Raw genomic sequence first — 15,622 nt, 5'->3', positions numbered from 1 at the left:
GTGCGAAACAGGCAGTCCAATTAACAGCCCAGCTTCGCCGATATCCCGTGGAAAACCTTGACCGGGATCAAATATGAGATCGATATCGTCAGCAGTGTCAGCTCGATTGGCAAGCGTCGGCATGACGAAGAAAAGCGCGGGCATCCTGATGTTTAGGCGCACTGCGGTGGAGCTGCAGGTACTCCTGATCCATCCTGGCGGGCCATTTTGGAGCAAGCGCGATCTTGGGGCTTGGTCAATACCCAAGGGCGAATATGCCGACGGCGAGGAGCCCGATGCAGCCGCCAGGCGAGAATTCCTCGAAGAGACAGGCTGCCAGCCTACAGGTGAGCTTATTCCACTCGGTACGCTGCGCCAGCCTAGTGGGAAGATGGTGACAGCCTTCGCCCTGCAAGGAGATTTCGAACCCGCCGAGTTGCGGAGCAATCTCTTCGAGGTGGAATGGCCACCACGTGGTGGGACAAAGCAATACTTCCCAGAGGCGGATCGCGCTGAGTGGTTTGCAATGCCCGGCGCGCAACTCAAGATCATCGCCGGCCTGAGACCGTTTCTTGACCGGCTCCAACAGCTCATCGCGGGTCAGGAAACGCCCGACCGATCAGCATAACAACAAGGCGCGTGATACGAGGCCAGACAATGCAAATCCGCGACTTGCGCTATTCGCACATCTCTGCGAGCGACCGCCATTTCGCAATCTCGACTGTACGCAGGGACAACAAACGAATGATCCCACGCTCCCTGAGCTTGGTGAAGACACGCGAAACGGTCTCAAGCGAGAGGCCGAGATAGTCGGCGATGTCAGTGCGCGACATCGGTAATTCGAGCCGGTCAAGACCACCTTGACGCTCGAACATATCTACCAGAAATGCCGCGACCCGTTCCGCCGCATTTTGACGGCCCAGCACCAGAAGATGCTCTTGTGCCCGCACCAGCCCCCGCAATGCCAGCGGCAGAAGTTCCCGCGACAATTCCGTGGTTGCCGAAATCCTGATGGAAAGTGTGCAGGTAGCCCCTACCGCCTCGGCAAAGAAATGATGCCGGTCTTCCGCTTCAAATCCGAAGACCTCGCCTGGCAGATGGAACGCCGAGATCTGGCGACGACCGTCTGCCAGCAGGCGGTATGTTCGTACGCACCCAAACTTCACGATGTAGAGCGAGCGAGCTTCGCTCCCTTGCGAAAATATCTCCGAACCGGCCGCATGAAAGGCAGACGGCATTGCTGTGCCAAATGAGAATGCGGGCGCGTGAACAAGCGGGCACCCGTCGTCCAATTTGGCGCCAGTCAAGAAATCTGCTCTGCTGTGTAGGGTCATGGCGCTCTCCCGGAAGCTAGTGTCGAGAGATCTATCGCGCAATTCGGACAGCTGGAAAATTCGGTTATGTCCCTACGGGAGAGTACGTAGACGTCATCCAGTCTGATGCTCTTTATTTGAGTCCAGCCCAGCCTCGAGCGCCATTCGGACGAGGTCAGGCAGGCTTTTGGCTTCCATCTTGGACATCACGTTGGCCCGATGGACCTCAACCGTGCGCGGGCTGATGTCGAGATCGTAAGCGATTGTCTTGTTTGGGAGCCCCGCGACAACGGCCGAAAACACCTCACGCTCCCGCTCGCTCAAGGAGGCGGCCCGAGCTCGAATGGCGGAAATGTCTTCATGGACTGCTACTTTGCCAAGGCTGGCGGCCGCGCGATCAATCGCAGCGGCCAGAATTTCTTCCTTGAATGGTTTCTCGATAAAATCGAGCGCGCCGGCCTTCATCGCTTCAACCGCCAGCGGGACGTCCCCATGCCCAGTAATTACAATGGTTGGAATGGACGAAGGCAGTTGGCGAAGGCGCTGAAGCAGTTCGATCCCATCCAGGTCTGGCATACGCAGATCGGTCACCAGACATCCATTGTTGATTGCCGGGGCAACTGCCAGGAACGCCGTTGCAGATTCATGCTGTCGTACAGTGTACCCAGCCATTGTCAGCAAGAACACCAATGACCTTCTGACAGGTTCCTCGTCGTCGACGACATGAACGACGTAGTCACCCTTGTCCATCGCCCCCCCCCTCTTCATAAGCAGGCAACGTAAATCGGAAAGTCACGCCCCCGTGGGCGTTTCTTCTCATGCTTATGATGCCAGCATGGGCTTCGACGATGCGCTTGGCAATCGACAGACCGATGCCCATGCCGCTTGGCTTGGTGGTGACAAAGGGTTTGAACAGACGGGCTGCGACTTCATCGGGAATTCCTGGCCCTGTGTCGGACACCTCAACAGCGACTTCACCTGGCTCTCCAAGAAATGTTCGCACAGTGAGAAGACGTACCTCGCTGTCGCGCATTGCCTCCATGGCGTTGCGCATGAGATTTGTAAGAACCTGCTGAATCTGGACCGCATCGACAATCACCATGCCCGCACCAGGCGCAAAGTCGAAAACAGATCGAACGCCGCGTTCTCTCGACCCCATAAGGGCTAGCGCTCCAGCTTCCTCGACAAGCTTTCGGATGTCCTGGGGGGCCTTTTCTGTCTCGCCGCGCATCACGAATTCGCGGAGATGACGGATGATCTCGCCCGCCCGAAGCGATTGCGTCGAGATCTCCTCGAGAGCTTCTGGCAAGTAGGATGCTGCCTTCTGCGGACTTTCGCGCAGCATGCGTATGGATCCTTGGGCGTAGTTTGCAATCACCGACAAAGGTTGATTGAGTTCATGCGCAAGGGTCGAAGCCATCTCCCCAAGCTCGTTGAGCCGGGAGAGTCTGGCCAATTCGTCCTGGATTTCCTGCAATCGCGTCGCAGACTCCTCACGCTCGGTCAAATCGCGGACAAACCCGGTAAAATAGGTCTTGCTACCAGACTTCATCTCGCCGACAGCAAGTTTCATAGGAAACGTCGAACCGTCCTTGCGGCGGCCAACGACGACACGGTCGATACCGATGATGCGTTTCTCGCCAGTGGTCAGATAGCGCTGGATGTAGCCATCATGACCGCCTCTATAAGGTTCCGGCATGAGCATCCGCACGTTTTGACCCCTGACTTCTTCCTCCTGATAGCCGAATTGCCGGACGGCTGCCGCGTTGAAGGAAACTATTGTGCCGTCCTTCTCAATGACGATGGTTGCATCGAGCACTGTGTCCAAGATTGATCTCAAGTGGGCTTCGCGCTCATCGAGCGTGCGTTTTGTCTCCTCAACGGCACTCCAGGCGCGATGCAGGAGGTCGCCCATCCCCACAATCGCCAGCCCGACCAGCGCAAACACGACGAAAACGAGAACATCGGTATCGCCCGTAAGCTGAAGGCCGCCAATGTAGAAAACTGCAGACAACGACATGACGACGGCCAGAAGCCCAGGCCCGATACCGCCGGCTATGGAGGCGGCGAGGATCGCCGGAACGAACAACGTAAAGATCGCGCGATCTGCAAGGGCACCCTGTAGCCCCAAACGAAGGAGCAGGGCGGCGCCGACCACTGCCACGGCAAGAAGATAGGACGCCTTCCCATGGTAACGGAGCGGGAAAACGTAGCTGCGCAGTGGCTTCAAGCTTGCGGCTTCAACCACGACCTGGTCTCAACGCTGCCATGGCTGGGGTCCAATTCGTGATCGGGTGGTCACACGTTGCGCTTGATGTTACATCGCAGCGCGTCGAAGGGCCATAGCAACTGGCCGCGGATAGCCAGCTTGGCAGGGCGCCCCGCAGTGACGGCAATGAATTTTTTTCAATTGCCACGAAAGCGAACGTTCAAACTCAGACCACGGTTTACCCCTTACATCGGGCCAACGATGCCCTGGACGATCTGCGAGCGGGGCGGATCAGTGGAGCAGCCGTCCTAGTGCCTTGACTGCAGGTCAAAGAGCTCGCTCGCCCAGCCTTTCCATCTGGCGTATCCACTTTGACCGCCGCGAAGGATTGTGCCCGCCGACCGGGCCAAAAAGCGTCTCGCGAACGGGTTTGATCCCGACGAAATTAAGGATGCCCCGACGCATGCTCGCGATTCCGTGGTTGAGAAACCAAAGCCGATAAAACATGGCGGGCATGCCCATCGTCACCACGATCCGGGCCGAGCGGCCACGTAGCAGGGACTTGGTCAGCGATCCCTCCTTGTCCGGATAGTCGAATGCCACTCCTGGTCGCATGACTTGTTCGAGAAACCCCTTGAGCAGCGCGGGCATTGTACCGAGCCACAGCGGGAACACGAATACCAGGTGTTCGGACCAGACTATCGCCTCGACGGCCTCCCTCAGCATTGCTGGAACAGGTCCATGTTCGAATTCATCGGCGCTCCGCAATAGCGGGAAATCCATGGTGGCGAGATCGATCTTTCGGACTTGATGCCCCGCGCGCTCTGCACCGGCAGCATAGGCTGCCGCCAGCGCGCGGCAGAACCGATCCGGAGCAGGGTCCGGATGACCTGTGATAATGAGGATACGGCGCGACACGGGGCTCACATATCGTTGGACATACGCGCCGATCGCACGCTGCTGCGGCCAAGGGGTGCCCGCCTGGTCGGCCAACGATGATCGGTGTTGGGGCGATCGGAGGCGGCAAAGAAGCGCATCTTCAGCCATTCGGAGGTGACCGCATAGGCAGCGGTAATGCAGAGCAGACCACCGAGCACTGGCAACGGCAGCGGTTCGAAGCCGAACCAAGCTGCAATTGGCAAGTAGGGCAACGCGACAGCCACCACTCCGACAGCGATGGTAAGCATCGTCAGCGTGCGGCTTGGGCGGCTTCTCCAGGCAGGCTTGTGCGTTCGGATCACCAACACAATGGCCAGTTCAGTAAGCAGTGATTCCGTGAACCATCCCGTCTGAAAGGCCGACGGTGAGGCGTCGACGACAAACAAGAGAAACGCAAAAGTGACCGCATCGAAAAACGAGCTGGCCAAGCCAAAGCGAACCATGAATCGGCGGATGAAGCCAATGTCCCATCTCCGCGGGCGCCGCGTCTCCTCGATATCGACATGGTCGGTCGCGATTGCCAGCGCCGGGAGGTCGGACAGGAAATTGTTAAGCAGAATTTGTTTGGCCAGAAGTGGCAGAAAGGGAAGGAAAAGCGAGGCAATTGCCATGCTGGTCATATTGCCAAAATTCGCGCTCGTCGTAATTGCGATATATTTCATGGTATTAGCAAAAGTCTTTCGACCATCGTCGATCCCCAACATGAGAACGCCCAGGTCTCGCTTGAGCAAGATGATATCAGCCGCCTCGCGCGCCACATCGACGGCGTGCTCTACTGAAATGCCGACATCTGCCTGGTGCAGCGCCGGCGCATCGTTGATGCCGTCTCCGAGGTAGCCGACTATCTTTCCACGCCGTTTCAGGGCCTCGACGATGTGTTCCTTCTGGTTGGGGTCAATCTCGGCGAAGATGTCGATTTCAGTAACGCGCGCGAACAAGGCGTCCTTCGTCAAATGCATCAATTCGCTTCCCGTCATGACGGCGTCGGCTGATAGACCGATTGCCTTGGCAAGATGCTTTGCGACATGCCTGTCGTCGCCCGAGATCATCTTGACCGACACGCCGCGCTTGGCGAGGTCTCTCAACGTGCCTGCCACGCCCTCTTTGGGCGGGTCGAAAAACAACAAGAAGCCTGCAAGCGTTAACCCGGTTTCATCATCGCGGGTAACCTTATCGCCGGGTTCGACTTCGCGGAGCGCCAGAGCAAGCACGCGGAAGCCCTGTTCGCTCCATCGTTGGACAGTCTGATCAATTTTGCGCTTGCGCTCAGCACTGAGGGGAAGAGTTCTTTTGCCATCGATGACTGAGGCGCTTACGTCCAACACTGTCCTGACCGCACCCTTGCAGATCATCAGCGCTTTGTTATCTGCAACACGGACGACGACCGACAGTCGCTTGCGGATGAAATCGTAGGGCAGTTCATCAACCTTCAACCACTCGCCGTCTTGAAGCTGCCGTTCTGGAATGGCCGCCACGATCGCTTCGTCGAGAGGATTCTTGATCCCGGTTTGGAGCGAGGCGTTCAACCCAGCCCAAGCAAGTACCTGTTCGGACGGGCGTCCTTTTGCATCCGTCCACCGATCAAGCTTAATAGCGCCTTCGGTGAGTGTGCCCGTCTTGTCGGTACACAGCACGTCCATGCTGCCAAGGTTCTCTATCGCCTCCAGCCGACGCACGATGACCCCGCTTTTCGCCATGGCTGCCGCTCCGCGAGCGAGCGTCACGCTGATGATGGCCGGCAATAATTCAGGGGTGAGGCCTACAGCGAGCGCAAGCGAAAACAGCAGGGATTCTGTAAGCGGCCTGTCGAGTAAAAGGTTGACGACGAAGACCACGATAACGATCGCCAGCATCACCTCGGTCATCAGGTAGCCAAAACGTCGTATCCCCTTGGCGAACCCGCTTTCATCAATCTGTTTTTCGACAGCATCGGCAATGCCAGCGAATTCAGTCCCCCGCCCCGTCGCCACGGCAAGGACAATTGCTGTGCCACTTCGAACGGAAGTCCCGGTGAAAACTGAGTTCGTCCGCCCACCGATTGGGCTATCCGCCGCCACAACACCCGGCGATTTCACGACCGGAAAGGATTCGCCGGTGAGAACTGCCTCGCTGACATTGAAATCGCGCGCCTCGACAATGAGCCCGTCCGCAGCAACGAGATCCCCGGCAGAAAGCTTCAGAATGTCGCCAGGGACGACTTCATCAACGGCAACTTCGGTCTCGATCCCATCGCGCAACATCATGACTTTGCGCAGGAGTTGGCGCTTTAGCGCCGCGACAGCCTTTGACGCCCCATACTCCTGCGTAAATCCCAGGCCGCAGCTCGCCAATAGGATCAAGCAGATGATGAGTGCTTCCTGCCTCTCTCCCATCACAAAGGAGATTGTCGCTGCGAACATGAGTATGAGTACCAAGGGGCTTCGGAGTTGCCGCAGCAGTAATCGTGCCGCCTCGCCCGCCGAACGCCCTTCGATAGCATTCGGGCCATAAATCTTGCGGCGTCGGCTCGCCTGTGCCGAACTCAAGCCATTGGGCTGTGTATCCAGCGCGGCCATGACCTCCGCCAATGGCCTAGACCAAAATGCCTCAACTTGTGGATTCATCCTGCCGTCACCTCACCCCGGCTGCGCAGGCATCTTCCATCCCCTACGGTGCGGGTTTGACCTCAGGGACGCTTGGCTCTTGCACTCAGGGTCGCTCCACCCTCGCGATCTGATAGGTGTGCATTGCCCCCTTGGGGCCGACAGAGACATATTCGCCAACAGCGAACCGTTCCTCTCCCAGGCGAAATCCGATCTCGTCATCCTTGTCGCCTTCGGAAAAGTCAAAAAACCATTGTCCCCCCGGCTTGCGCCTGAGCAATCCGATGCGGTCCTCCATATCTGCGCTGAATTTTCTGACGCGGCAGACCGTTTGGTGTTTCTTCCAGTCGGCAGCATCGATCCGGCTTTCACCATCCAGAGGGATCAGCAGGTCGTAGCCGACGTCCTGTTCTCCACCGGGATGACCCTTTTCGCGTGCGAGCAGCAGCCGAACGTTGCGAAAATTGGGCGTGAGATCTTTCAAAGACGTCATGGCAAAGTCCTTTCTTTGCCCTGAAATAGCCTATGGCATGCAAATGGCCTTGATCGGCGTCAAATCGACTGTTGCAATCCTGCTAGAACGCAGCCCCCAACTTCAGGCTGGCGATACCGAATACGAACGCGATGGCGGTCACTACAAGCAGGGGCGCCGAAAACCGAAACGGGCCGGAAATCATCGCCAATCCGAGACGCCCAATCGCGTTCACTGCAAGTGCGAGCAGTACCGCCAGCGTGGCGACCTGGGTGGAAGCAACGTCCTTAGCCAGGCGAAGCGCACTCAGGACCGCGATATCGACATCGAAAAGCGCTGAAACGACCGAGACCGCGAGCACACCAGTGCTGCCGACGAAGCCGGCGAGCAAGGCACTTGCCACCGAGGCAACAGCGAAAAAGGCGGCAAATACAAGCAAAGGACCAAGTTCGAAGGGATTGCGCATGGGGGCTTCGGCGACCTTACGGTCGCCAACTCGCGACAGAAGGAACAGCCCGCCAACCGCGAAAACCGAAGCTGCAGTGAGCGCCACTGGTGCCGCACCTACTGCAACAGCTGGCTCCAACATAAGCACGATAACCATCACGCGAACGATCGAAACCAGGGCCGCAAGGCAAGCTGCTCCTGCAAGCGACGACACACCGCTGACAGCGGTGGCCGAACGCGCCAGCGCGACAGTGACAGCGGTGGACGAAACAACCGCTCCAGTCACTGCACTTACCAACAGTCCCCGCGTCGGACCGAACACGCGCACCGCGACATAACCCGCGTATGAGATCGCAGCGATCAAGACAGTGAAGATCCAGACCTCGCGCGGATTGAACCCACCCCAAGGATCAACTGTCCTATCCGGCAATAGGGGCAGAACGACCGTCGTCATGACCGCAAGGATAAGAGCCGAACGGAGTTCCACCCAAGTCAGCCGCCGCAGAAGACCATGCAGCAATTCGCGACTGGCCAGCACCGCTGCCAATGCGGCGCCGCCCGCTGCCGCGGCACGATAGTCACCAGCCACCGCCAGCGCCCCGAGTGCAAAAACTGCCAGCCCAGCAACTACTCCCGTGACGCTGAAATCTTCATCGTGAACTGCCTCGCGCGCCTTGTACCAAGCAAGGACCACAGTAAACCCGAGGAAACCTGCAACAAGCACTGATGGCGTGTTGAATGCCTGGGCTAGGGCTGCGATGACACCGCCCAACAGTCCCGAGATTCCGAAAGTGCGAATGCCCGCGGTCCGGCTTCGATCTGGTGCGTTTCTTTCCTGCCAACCTCGTTCAAGGCCAACCAGAAGGCCGATAGCGAGCGCAAGGCCGAGACGGGCAATGATCTCGTCCATCATCTATGCGCTCCTCAGTACACTGAAACGGACAAGCGCTTGAGTGGCCATTGGGCCATCGTCTTGTCAACGGCTTGGTCACTGGACCGGGCACATTCCGACCGGCTCCGCCTGCAAATCTACCCGTACCTCGCCTTTAGAATTTGGTCGCCACCAAGGGCGCGCAGCGCATTCAGGATTACTGCCACATCAATTCCCTCTTGCAGAAGAGCGCCTGCGACAGGTGTGATCAAGCCGAATGCTGCCGCGATCATCGCCGCGCCAGATAGTGCCAGCCCCACAACTATGCTCTGCTTTGCGATGGTCGTTGTCCGATGTGCAATTGCAACAGCATCAGCGACAGGCCCCAAGTGATCGGTCAACACGATGACGTCAGCGGCTTCGGATGAAGCAGTGGCACCTCGGGCGCCCATCGCAATACCCACCGTCGCGGTGGCCAACGCCGGGGCATCATTGATGCCATCGCCAACCATCATTGTCGGCGCCGCAAGGGCTTCTGCTTTGATAAGCCCAACCTTGTCGGCCGGCGACGCATCCGCAACGATCCGGTCAAAACCGAGTGTCCCACCGATCCGATTGGCGGTCTCGGCATCATCCCCCGTAAGCATCAGGCTGCGGGTGATCCCCGCGCGCCTGAGCCGTGACAAGGCGTCGACCGCGTCGGCACGCAGCCCATCTCCCAGGACAAGGATGGCAACCAGCCGCTCGTCGACTGCGACATAGACGGCCAACGCTGGCTGGCCTTTGTAGCGGGCGACGATCCTTTCAGCCCATGCAGGCAAGTCACGGCCGGCAAGGATGAGCGATTGAGAGCCTGCGGATACACTCACACCACACACAATCCCCTTGAGGCCCGATCCGCGATACTCGACAACCCGTTCAGGCCGAAACAGGTTGAGGCCCTTGTTTTTGGCGAGAGCAACGATTGCATCGGCCAGGACGTGATGGGAGGCCTGTTCCAAAGAGGCCAACAACCCGAAAAGCTCGTCGCTGTCACGTCCCGGTGCGACTTCCATCTCCACGAGTTGAGCTCCGCCGTATGTCAGCGTGCCAGTCTTGTCGAAAACTGCCGTCCGGGCTTTGGCGAGAGCCTCCAGGGCGGTGCTTCCTTTCATCAAAATGCCGTGCCGAGCCGCACGTGATACCCCGGCAATAAATGCGATCGGTGCAGCCAGGATGAGCGGACAAGGTGTCGCAACCACAAGAACCGCAAGTGCCCGGATGGGATCGCTCGAGGCGTACCAGGCAAGGGCCGCCACCATCAGTGTCAGCGGTAGCAAGATCAATGCAAAACGATCCGCCATGCGAATGAACGGAGCCCTGGCTGTCTGAGCCGCCTCGACCATTCTTACGATGCCGGCATAGGTACTTTGGCCTGCCAGCGCGGACGCACGCATGTGAAACATCTCACCTGCATTTACTGTCCCGCTGCGCAACGCATCGCCGCGCTTGCAGACCATTGGGAACGGCTCACCGGTTATCGCAGACTCGTCAATTCTGGCGTCGTCGAGCAGCACACCATCGACGGGCAGCACCTCACCAGCTCGTACCATGAGCTCGTCGTCGACTGAGACCTGTTCGACCGGAATGCTCTCAAAACGTTCCCCGGACCTGCGATGCGCAATCCGGGGTGACCTATCAGTCAGCGCCTTCAGATCACGCTCGGCGCGCCCCCGTGCATAGTCCTCGAGCACGTTGCCGCCCGTATACATGATCGCCACGACAACAGCGGCCAAGGCTTCGTCGAACAACAGTGCCGCTGTCATCGAAAGCAATGCGATCGCGTCAACGCCAAGGCGACCAGCAAATACATCGCGGAAGATGGACACTGCTAGCGCCGCGATTACCGGCAAGGTGGCCAGCGCCCATACACTTTCAGATGGAAGCGGAAGCTGGACTCCCAACACGCCGGCAAGCCCAGCCGCCAAGCCGGCGACAGCAATTGCAAGCAACGATTTCCGGAGCAGCGGTTCGTACACGGCGTTCCTCCGGCTCTGGCCGCCCTCCACGGCGACGAAATGCGAATGCGACAGGCTCACTTCGCCGTTGAATCATTGTTTTGGGTACCGGGGACCTCGCTGCCGCCCATCATGCCAGGACCACATCCGAGCGGCATGTTTTCCCATTTGTGTTCCTTCGGGAGCTTGATCCCCATTTCCTCTGCCCGTTTCTGCATCAGCTGCTGATGCTCGGCGCGGATCGCGCCACATTCCGCTTCGGTCTTCGCATTGTGCATCCTGTCAATCATCTTGGTCATGTCGTCGGCCGACATCATCTCGTGCCCTTGGAACATCAAGGGGCCGTGCATCTGCGCGAACGTGCCACCAGCCATCGCAGCAGTTGCGATCGCGGCGCCCAGTGACAATCTGATCAAGTGCTTCATCACAAGTTCCTCCCGTTGTTAGCTCAGTCGACCACATCGGCAACTCAGTAGCCTTGACGCAGGTCAATCTCATCGAGCGAACCGCAGGGGTTGATTTGAAGCAAAGCATCTCCGCACGCCTGGGCCTACGGTGACAACAGGAGGACAGGCGACTTGACCATCCGGAATCTTGAATTCGCAGTACACCCCAAATCAGTGGCTGTCTTTGGTGCTTCGACACGACAGGGATCTGTCGGGCGCGTTGTCATCGAAAACATCGCCCAAGGCGGCTTTGAAGGGGAGATATGGCCAGTCAATCCAAAATATCGGGAAATCGTCGGCAGGCCTTGTTACCGCCAAGCACAAGACCTTCCGGGCATTCCGGACCTCAGTGTCATCGTCACCCCCCCAGCCACCGTTCCAGCCATCATTCGCGAACTCGGCAACAAGGGGGGCAAGGCGGCAGTCGTGATTACAGCGGGTCTCACCGCTGAAAACGGGCTCAAGCAAGCCATGCTCGATGCAGCCAAGCCAAATCTTTTCCGGATAATTGGACCGAACACGCTCGGGTTGATGATCCCGTCGCTCAAGCTCAATGCCAGCTTCGCACACAAGCCGGCACGATCTGGCGGGATTGCGCTGCTTTCACAGTCCGGGGCCGTCGTGACCGCGTTGGTGGATTGGGCGCTGGAAAACAATGTCGGCTTTTCACACGTAGTCTCCTTGGGGGAAATGGCCGACGTCGACGTCGGAGATTATCTCGACATGCTTGCTGGCGACCCTGCTACGCACGCCATCCTCATGTATCTCGAGACGATCCCGAACCCGCGAAAGTTCATGGCGGCCGCGCGCGCCGCAGCGCGCCTCAAACCCGTGATCGCCATAAAATCTGGACGGCATGAACAGGCCGCCAAGGCTGCCGCTACGCATACAGGCGCGCTTGCTGGGGGTGATCGCGCGGTCAGCGCAGCTTTCAGGCGCGCCGGGGTGCTCCGTGTCAAAGGCCTGCTGGAACTCTTCGATGCAGCCGAGACCATGGCCCACTTTGCCCCACTGCAGCAAAGCCGCGTAGGCATCGTGACGAACGGCGGCGGCGCTGGAGTGCTCGCGCTCGACGAACTTTTGGATCGGGGGTGCGACCTGGCCGAACTGTCGTCTGCGACTTTCGACAGGCTGAATGTTTGTCTGCCTTCAACGTGGTCGCGGGCAAATCCGGTCGACATCATCGGCGACGCGCCTCCAAGTCGATACACCGAGGCCATCCAGGCCGTGGCGGACGATGCCGGCACGGACGCCCTGATGGTTCTGAACTGTCCCACGGGACTCGCGTCGGCGACCGAAGCTGCCGCAGCCGTCGCCTCCATTGCGCATGACGGCAAGATAAATGGCAAACCGGTGCTCACGTGCTGGCTTGGCGAAAACACCGCAAAAGCCGGACGAGACATACTGCAGAACGCAGGCATCGCCAGTTTCGAGACGACAGCTGAGGCAGCACGAGCAGTTTGTTATCTCGGCGACTGGTCCCGGGCCCAAACCGCGCTCATGCGAGTGCCCTCAACTTACGACGACGCTTTCAACGCGGATCGAGATCTTGCGCGTTCGGTGTTCCGTCAAGTTGCCAAGGAAGGGCGGTCCATGCTGACCGAACCCGAGGCCAAGACAGTGATCGCGGCCTACAGGATACCGACGCCAAAGACAGTGGTAGCCAACTCACCGTCCGAAGTTGGTCAGGCAGCGGCCACCATGCTCTTGACCGCAGAAAAGGTTGTTGTGAAGCTTCTGTCCAAGGACATTTCGCACAAGTCGGATATCGGCGGCGTTGTGCTTGATATCAGGTCTTCTGCTGCGGCCGAAAATGCCGCTGAGGCCATTTACCAGCGTGTCCGTAAGGCCATGCCGGGTGCCTCGGTGGACGGCTATTCAGTGCAGCCTATGATCATAAGAAAGCAGGCCCATGAACTGATCTTGGGCATGAACCGCGACCCGATATTCGGGCCCGTCATGCTGTTCGGCACGGGAGGGGTTGCGGTTGAAGTGTTGAACGACACCGCGATGGCGCTACCGCCTCTGGATGATGTTCTGGCTGGAGATATGATCGACAGTACGCGTGCCGGCCGCCTGCTGGCCGGCTTCCGCAATCGCGAGCCAGCCAACCGCGCCGCACTGTTGACGGCGTTGAATAGCATCTCGCAACTGGTCGTCGATTTTCGCTGCATCACATCATTGGACATCAACCCTGTCCTGGTCGACGCGGACGGGGCGATGGCCTTGGACGCCCGCATCCAAATCGATCCGGCGAAGGTCGAAGAACCGAGCCCCAACGCCGATCTCGTCATTCGTCCCTACCCGGCAAAGTGGGAGCGGAGTGTTGACTTCAATGGGATGGAATATTCCATCAGACCCATCAAACCGACTGACTTCAGTCTCTATCCACCGTTCCTCGCTCAAGTCTCGCAGGAAGACCTCAGGTTCCGATTTCTCGGGCCGCGCAAGAACTTTCCCGACCAGATGCTGAAACGGCTGACACAACTCGACTACGAACGAGAAATGGCATTCGTTGCGATCGAGGCCGCCAGTGGCAAGCTCGCGGGCATCAGTCGCCTCTCATGCGACCCTGACCACGCCGTGGCCGAATATGCGCTGCTCGTCCGGACAGATTTACAGGGTAAGGGCCTCGGCTGGGAACTGCTACGCCAGATCATCGACTACGCACGTGCCGATGGTATCGCCAAGATCGAAGGCATTGTCCTCAGCGAGAACCGGAAAATGCTGGCCATGTGCAGGGAATTCGGGTTTGCCATTAAACACGTCGCAGAGGACTACGGCCTCTGTGTCGCGACACTCATGCTGAAGTCGCCTCAAGTGCTTGCAGCTACCCCGGTTGGTGCGGGCTGAAAGCCAAAACATCTGCAGCGATCCGGGCAGGAACACGGGCAGCATCAAGTTTCACCCAACTGACATCATCGTCATGGCGTCGCAACTGCCGTGACAATACATCAATGGTCGCGTCCGATGGCCCTCCCTTTCGTTCGCTCACCCGCTGCCAAAGCAAAGTCGGGTCAGCCTCAAGCCAGAAGCCGACGAAGGGTAAATGCCTTTCGCTGGCACTACGCTCGATCCTTTGCCTGTCCGACCGGCGATCAAAAACGGCATCGGCAACCACCGAACCGCCCTGGGAAAGGATCAACCCGGCACGCCAGGCCATCTCGGCATAGACGCGTTCTGATACCTCCGGCAGGTATGCCCTCGCCGGCAGTCGGGTTTCGGCCGACACGCCGTGAAGACTTTTCCTTACGCGATCGCTTTCGACTATCCGTGCCCCTGGAGGCGCCCCGATATGCGCGGCGACAGCTTCAGCAACTGTGGTCTTGCCGGAACCGCTCAAGCCTCCAAAAGCGACAAGCCTCGGCGGACAGTCGATAAGCAACTGTCGGGCAAGTTCGAAATATGATTTCGCTTCGGCAACCAGCTTCACCTTGTTGTCACCGCCCTCGTCTGCGAGCGTCGCGGTAACATGCGAACGGACCGCAGCGCGGATCGCCATCAGCATGGGCAAAAGGATGAAGCCGTCTTCATCGTCCGCCTCATCGAGATAGCGGTTCACAACCAGGTTGGCGAACTCTGGCAAACCACGATGCCAGAGGTCCATCAGCAGGAATGCGAGGTCGTAGAGCACGTCTACCGTTGCGATCTGGTCATTAAATTCAATGCAGTCGAAAAGCCGCGGCTCGCCTTGAAACAGGCAGATGTTTCGCAAGTGGAGGTCCCCGTGGCAGCGCCGTATCTTGCCGTGGCGTCCGCGGCTATCTAGCAGGCCCTCATGGCGTACCAACGCACTCCGGAACAGCCCGTCGAACGCTTCAACTTCGACATCGGTAAAGACGCTGCTCGTTGCAAACCCAGCACGGTTGATGTCGAGCACGTGTCCCAGGTTCGCCGTACCGGTGCCGGAATGAGAAACAGGGGCGCCACGGTGAAACCGTATGATCGTTCGAGCGACGTCCGTCATGAGTTTTGGCGTCAGTTCGCCGGCCAAAGCCATTCGATCCAGCAAGGCCGATTGATCGAAGCGACGCATCTCGACCACTGCGTCGACGAGTTCGCCAAGTCCATCGAACTCCAGCTGGCCGTTATGCGTACGCGTCAAGCGCCGCGTAGCTAGATAGAGGCCCGGCGCAGTCATTGAATTACGCTCGACCTCCAGCTTGCAGACAGCCAGCCGAAGGTCTGCCGTCGAAAAATCCGCATAGGGTAGCTTGACCGCTCGCTTCATCTTGAAGGCGCGCTCTCCAACAAGAAAGACGCGGGAAATATGCGTCTCAATCAGTTCCACTTTGTTGGCGTCACGATGCGTCGCCGCATTCAATAAGAAGGCGACTGCGGCTGTCTGGTCTTCGGTGAGCATCGCA

At 58.7% G+C, this 15,622-nt stretch carries 12 protein-coding genes; 2 read left to right on the top strand and 10 right to left on the bottom strand.

Going from position 1 to position 15,622, the window contains the following annotated elements; all coding sequences use genetic code 11:
- The first annotated feature begins 121 nt into the window (after window positions 1-121).
- Window positions 122-607 carry an NUDIX domain-containing protein gene (locus tag O1Y97_RS14655; RefSeq protein WP_318761490.1) on the top strand — a complete coding sequence of 162 codons (486 nt, stop codon included), beginning with the start codon at window positions 122-124 and terminating at the stop codon, window positions 605-607.
- A gap of 49 nt (window positions 608-656) precedes the next feature.
- Here the strand turns inward: O1Y97_RS14655 and O1Y97_RS14650 are convergent, their stop codons facing one another.
- The 9 genes from O1Y97_RS14650 to O1Y97_RS14605 all read right to left on the bottom strand — a co-directional run bounded on the left by O1Y97_RS14650 (window position 657) and on the right by O1Y97_RS14605 (window position 11,234).
- A complete protein-coding gene (locus O1Y97_RS14650) occupies window positions 657-1,313 on the bottom strand; it encodes a helix-turn-helix domain-containing protein (protein ID WP_318761489.1) in 657 nt (218 codons plus the stop codon).
- A gap of 93 nt (window positions 1,314-1,406) precedes the next feature.
- Entirely contained in the window at window positions 1,407-2,042 is a 636-nt protein-coding gene (gene fixJ, locus O1Y97_RS14645) for a response regulator FixJ (protein WP_318761488.1), read from the bottom strand.
- Window positions 2,029-3,540: a PAS domain S-box protein gene (locus O1Y97_RS14640; RefSeq protein ID WP_318761487.1), complete on the bottom strand. Its 1,512-nt coding sequence runs from the start codon at window positions 3,538-3,540 to the stop codon at window positions 2,029-2,031. Before O1Y97_RS14640 ends, fixJ begins: the two co-directional genes overlap by 14 nt.
- 288 nt (window positions 3,541-3,828) lie before the next feature.
- The gene (locus O1Y97_RS14630; protein ID WP_055977740.1) at window positions 3,829-4,419 is read right to left on the bottom strand and encodes an NAD(P)H-dependent oxidoreductase; all 591 of its coding nucleotides are present in this window, start codon (window positions 4,417-4,419) and stop codon (window positions 3,829-3,831) included.
- 5 nt (window positions 4,420-4,424) lie between these two features.
- Window positions 4,425-7,043 carry a magnesium-translocating P-type ATPase gene (mgtA, locus tag O1Y97_RS14625; RefSeq protein ID WP_055977403.1) on the bottom strand — a complete coding sequence of 873 codons (2,619 nt, stop codon included), beginning with the start codon at window positions 7,041-7,043 and terminating at the stop codon, window positions 4,425-4,427.
- An 85-nt stretch (window positions 7,044-7,128) separates the two neighbouring features.
- On the bottom strand, window positions 7,129-7,515 hold the full coding sequence (locus O1Y97_RS14620; protein WP_055977406.1) for a hypothetical protein: 387 nt from the start codon (window positions 7,513-7,515) through the stop codon (window positions 7,129-7,131).
- A gap of 82 nt (window positions 7,516-7,597) precedes the next feature.
- Window positions 7,598-8,851 carry an MgtC/SapB family protein gene (locus tag O1Y97_RS14615; RefSeq protein ID WP_055977744.1) on the bottom strand — a complete coding sequence of 418 codons (1,254 nt, stop codon included), beginning with the start codon at window positions 8,849-8,851 and terminating at the stop codon, window positions 7,598-7,600.
- Window positions 8,852-8,970: 119 nt separating this feature from the next.
- Entirely contained in the window at window positions 8,971-10,830 is a 1,860-nt protein-coding gene (locus tag O1Y97_RS14610) for a heavy metal translocating P-type ATPase (protein WP_055977747.1), read from the bottom strand.
- 56 nt (window positions 10,831-10,886) lie between these two features.
- Window positions 10,887-11,234, bottom strand: coding sequence for a hypothetical protein (locus O1Y97_RS14605; RefSeq protein WP_055977408.1), 348 nt, complete (start codon window positions 11,232-11,234; stop codon window positions 10,887-10,889).
- Between the two features lie 153 nt (window positions 11,235-11,387).
- Between O1Y97_RS14605 and O1Y97_RS14600 the strand changes: the two genes are divergently transcribed.
- Window positions 11,388-14,108: a bifunctional acetate--CoA ligase family protein/GNAT family N-acetyltransferase gene (locus O1Y97_RS14600; RefSeq protein ID WP_318761486.1), complete on the top strand. Its 2,721-nt coding sequence runs from the start codon at window positions 11,388-11,390 to the stop codon at window positions 14,106-14,108.
- Here the strand turns inward: O1Y97_RS14600 and O1Y97_RS14595 are convergent.
- Window positions 14,086-15,618, bottom strand: a complete 1,533-nt coding sequence (locus tag O1Y97_RS14595; RefSeq protein WP_055977416.1) for a bifunctional aminoglycoside phosphotransferase/ATP-binding protein — start codon at window positions 15,616-15,618, stop codon at window positions 14,086-14,088. The two genes, O1Y97_RS14600 and O1Y97_RS14595, sit on opposite strands and share 23 nt — an antisense overlap.
- Window positions 15,619-15,622: the final 4 nt, after the last annotated feature.

Origin of the sequence: Aminobacter niigataensis (assembly GCF_946995915.1) — a bacterium.
Lineage (GTDB): Bacteria > Pseudomonadota > Alphaproteobacteria > Rhizobiales > Rhizobiaceae > Aminobacter > Aminobacter niigataensis.
Note: the sequence above shows the minus strand (reverse complement) of the source record. Positions and strands in the feature narration are given on the sequence as shown.

Coding starts and splice junctions, on each gene's coding strand:
- O1Y97_RS14655 (WP_318761490.1), top strand. CDS start 122: ATGACGAAGAAAAGCGCGGGCATCCTGATGTTTAGGCGCACTGCGGTG.
- O1Y97_RS14650 (WP_318761489.1), bottom strand. CDS start 1,313: ATGACCCTACACAGCAGAGCAGATTTCTTGACTGGCGCCAAATTGGAC.
- fixJ (WP_318761488.1), bottom strand. CDS start 2,042: ATGGACAAGGGTGACTACGTCGTTCATGTCGTCGACGACGAGGAACCT.
- mgtA (WP_055977403.1), bottom strand. CDS start 7,043: ATGAATCCACAAGTTGAGGCATTTTGGTCTAGGCCATTGGCGGAGGTC.
- O1Y97_RS14620 (WP_055977406.1), bottom strand. CDS start 7,515: ATGACGTCTTTGAAAGATCTCACGCCCAATTTTCGCAACGTTCGGCTG.
- O1Y97_RS14615 (WP_055977744.1), bottom strand. CDS start 8,851: ATGGACGAGATCATTGCCCGTCTCGGCCTTGCGCTCGCTATCGGCCTT.
- O1Y97_RS14605 (WP_055977408.1), bottom strand. CDS start 11,234: ATGAAGCACTTGATCAGATTGTCACTGGGCGCCGCGATCGCAACTGCT.
- O1Y97_RS14595 (WP_055977416.1), bottom strand. CDS start 15,618: ATGCTCACCGAAGACCAGACAGCCGCAGTCGCCTTCTTATTGAATGCG.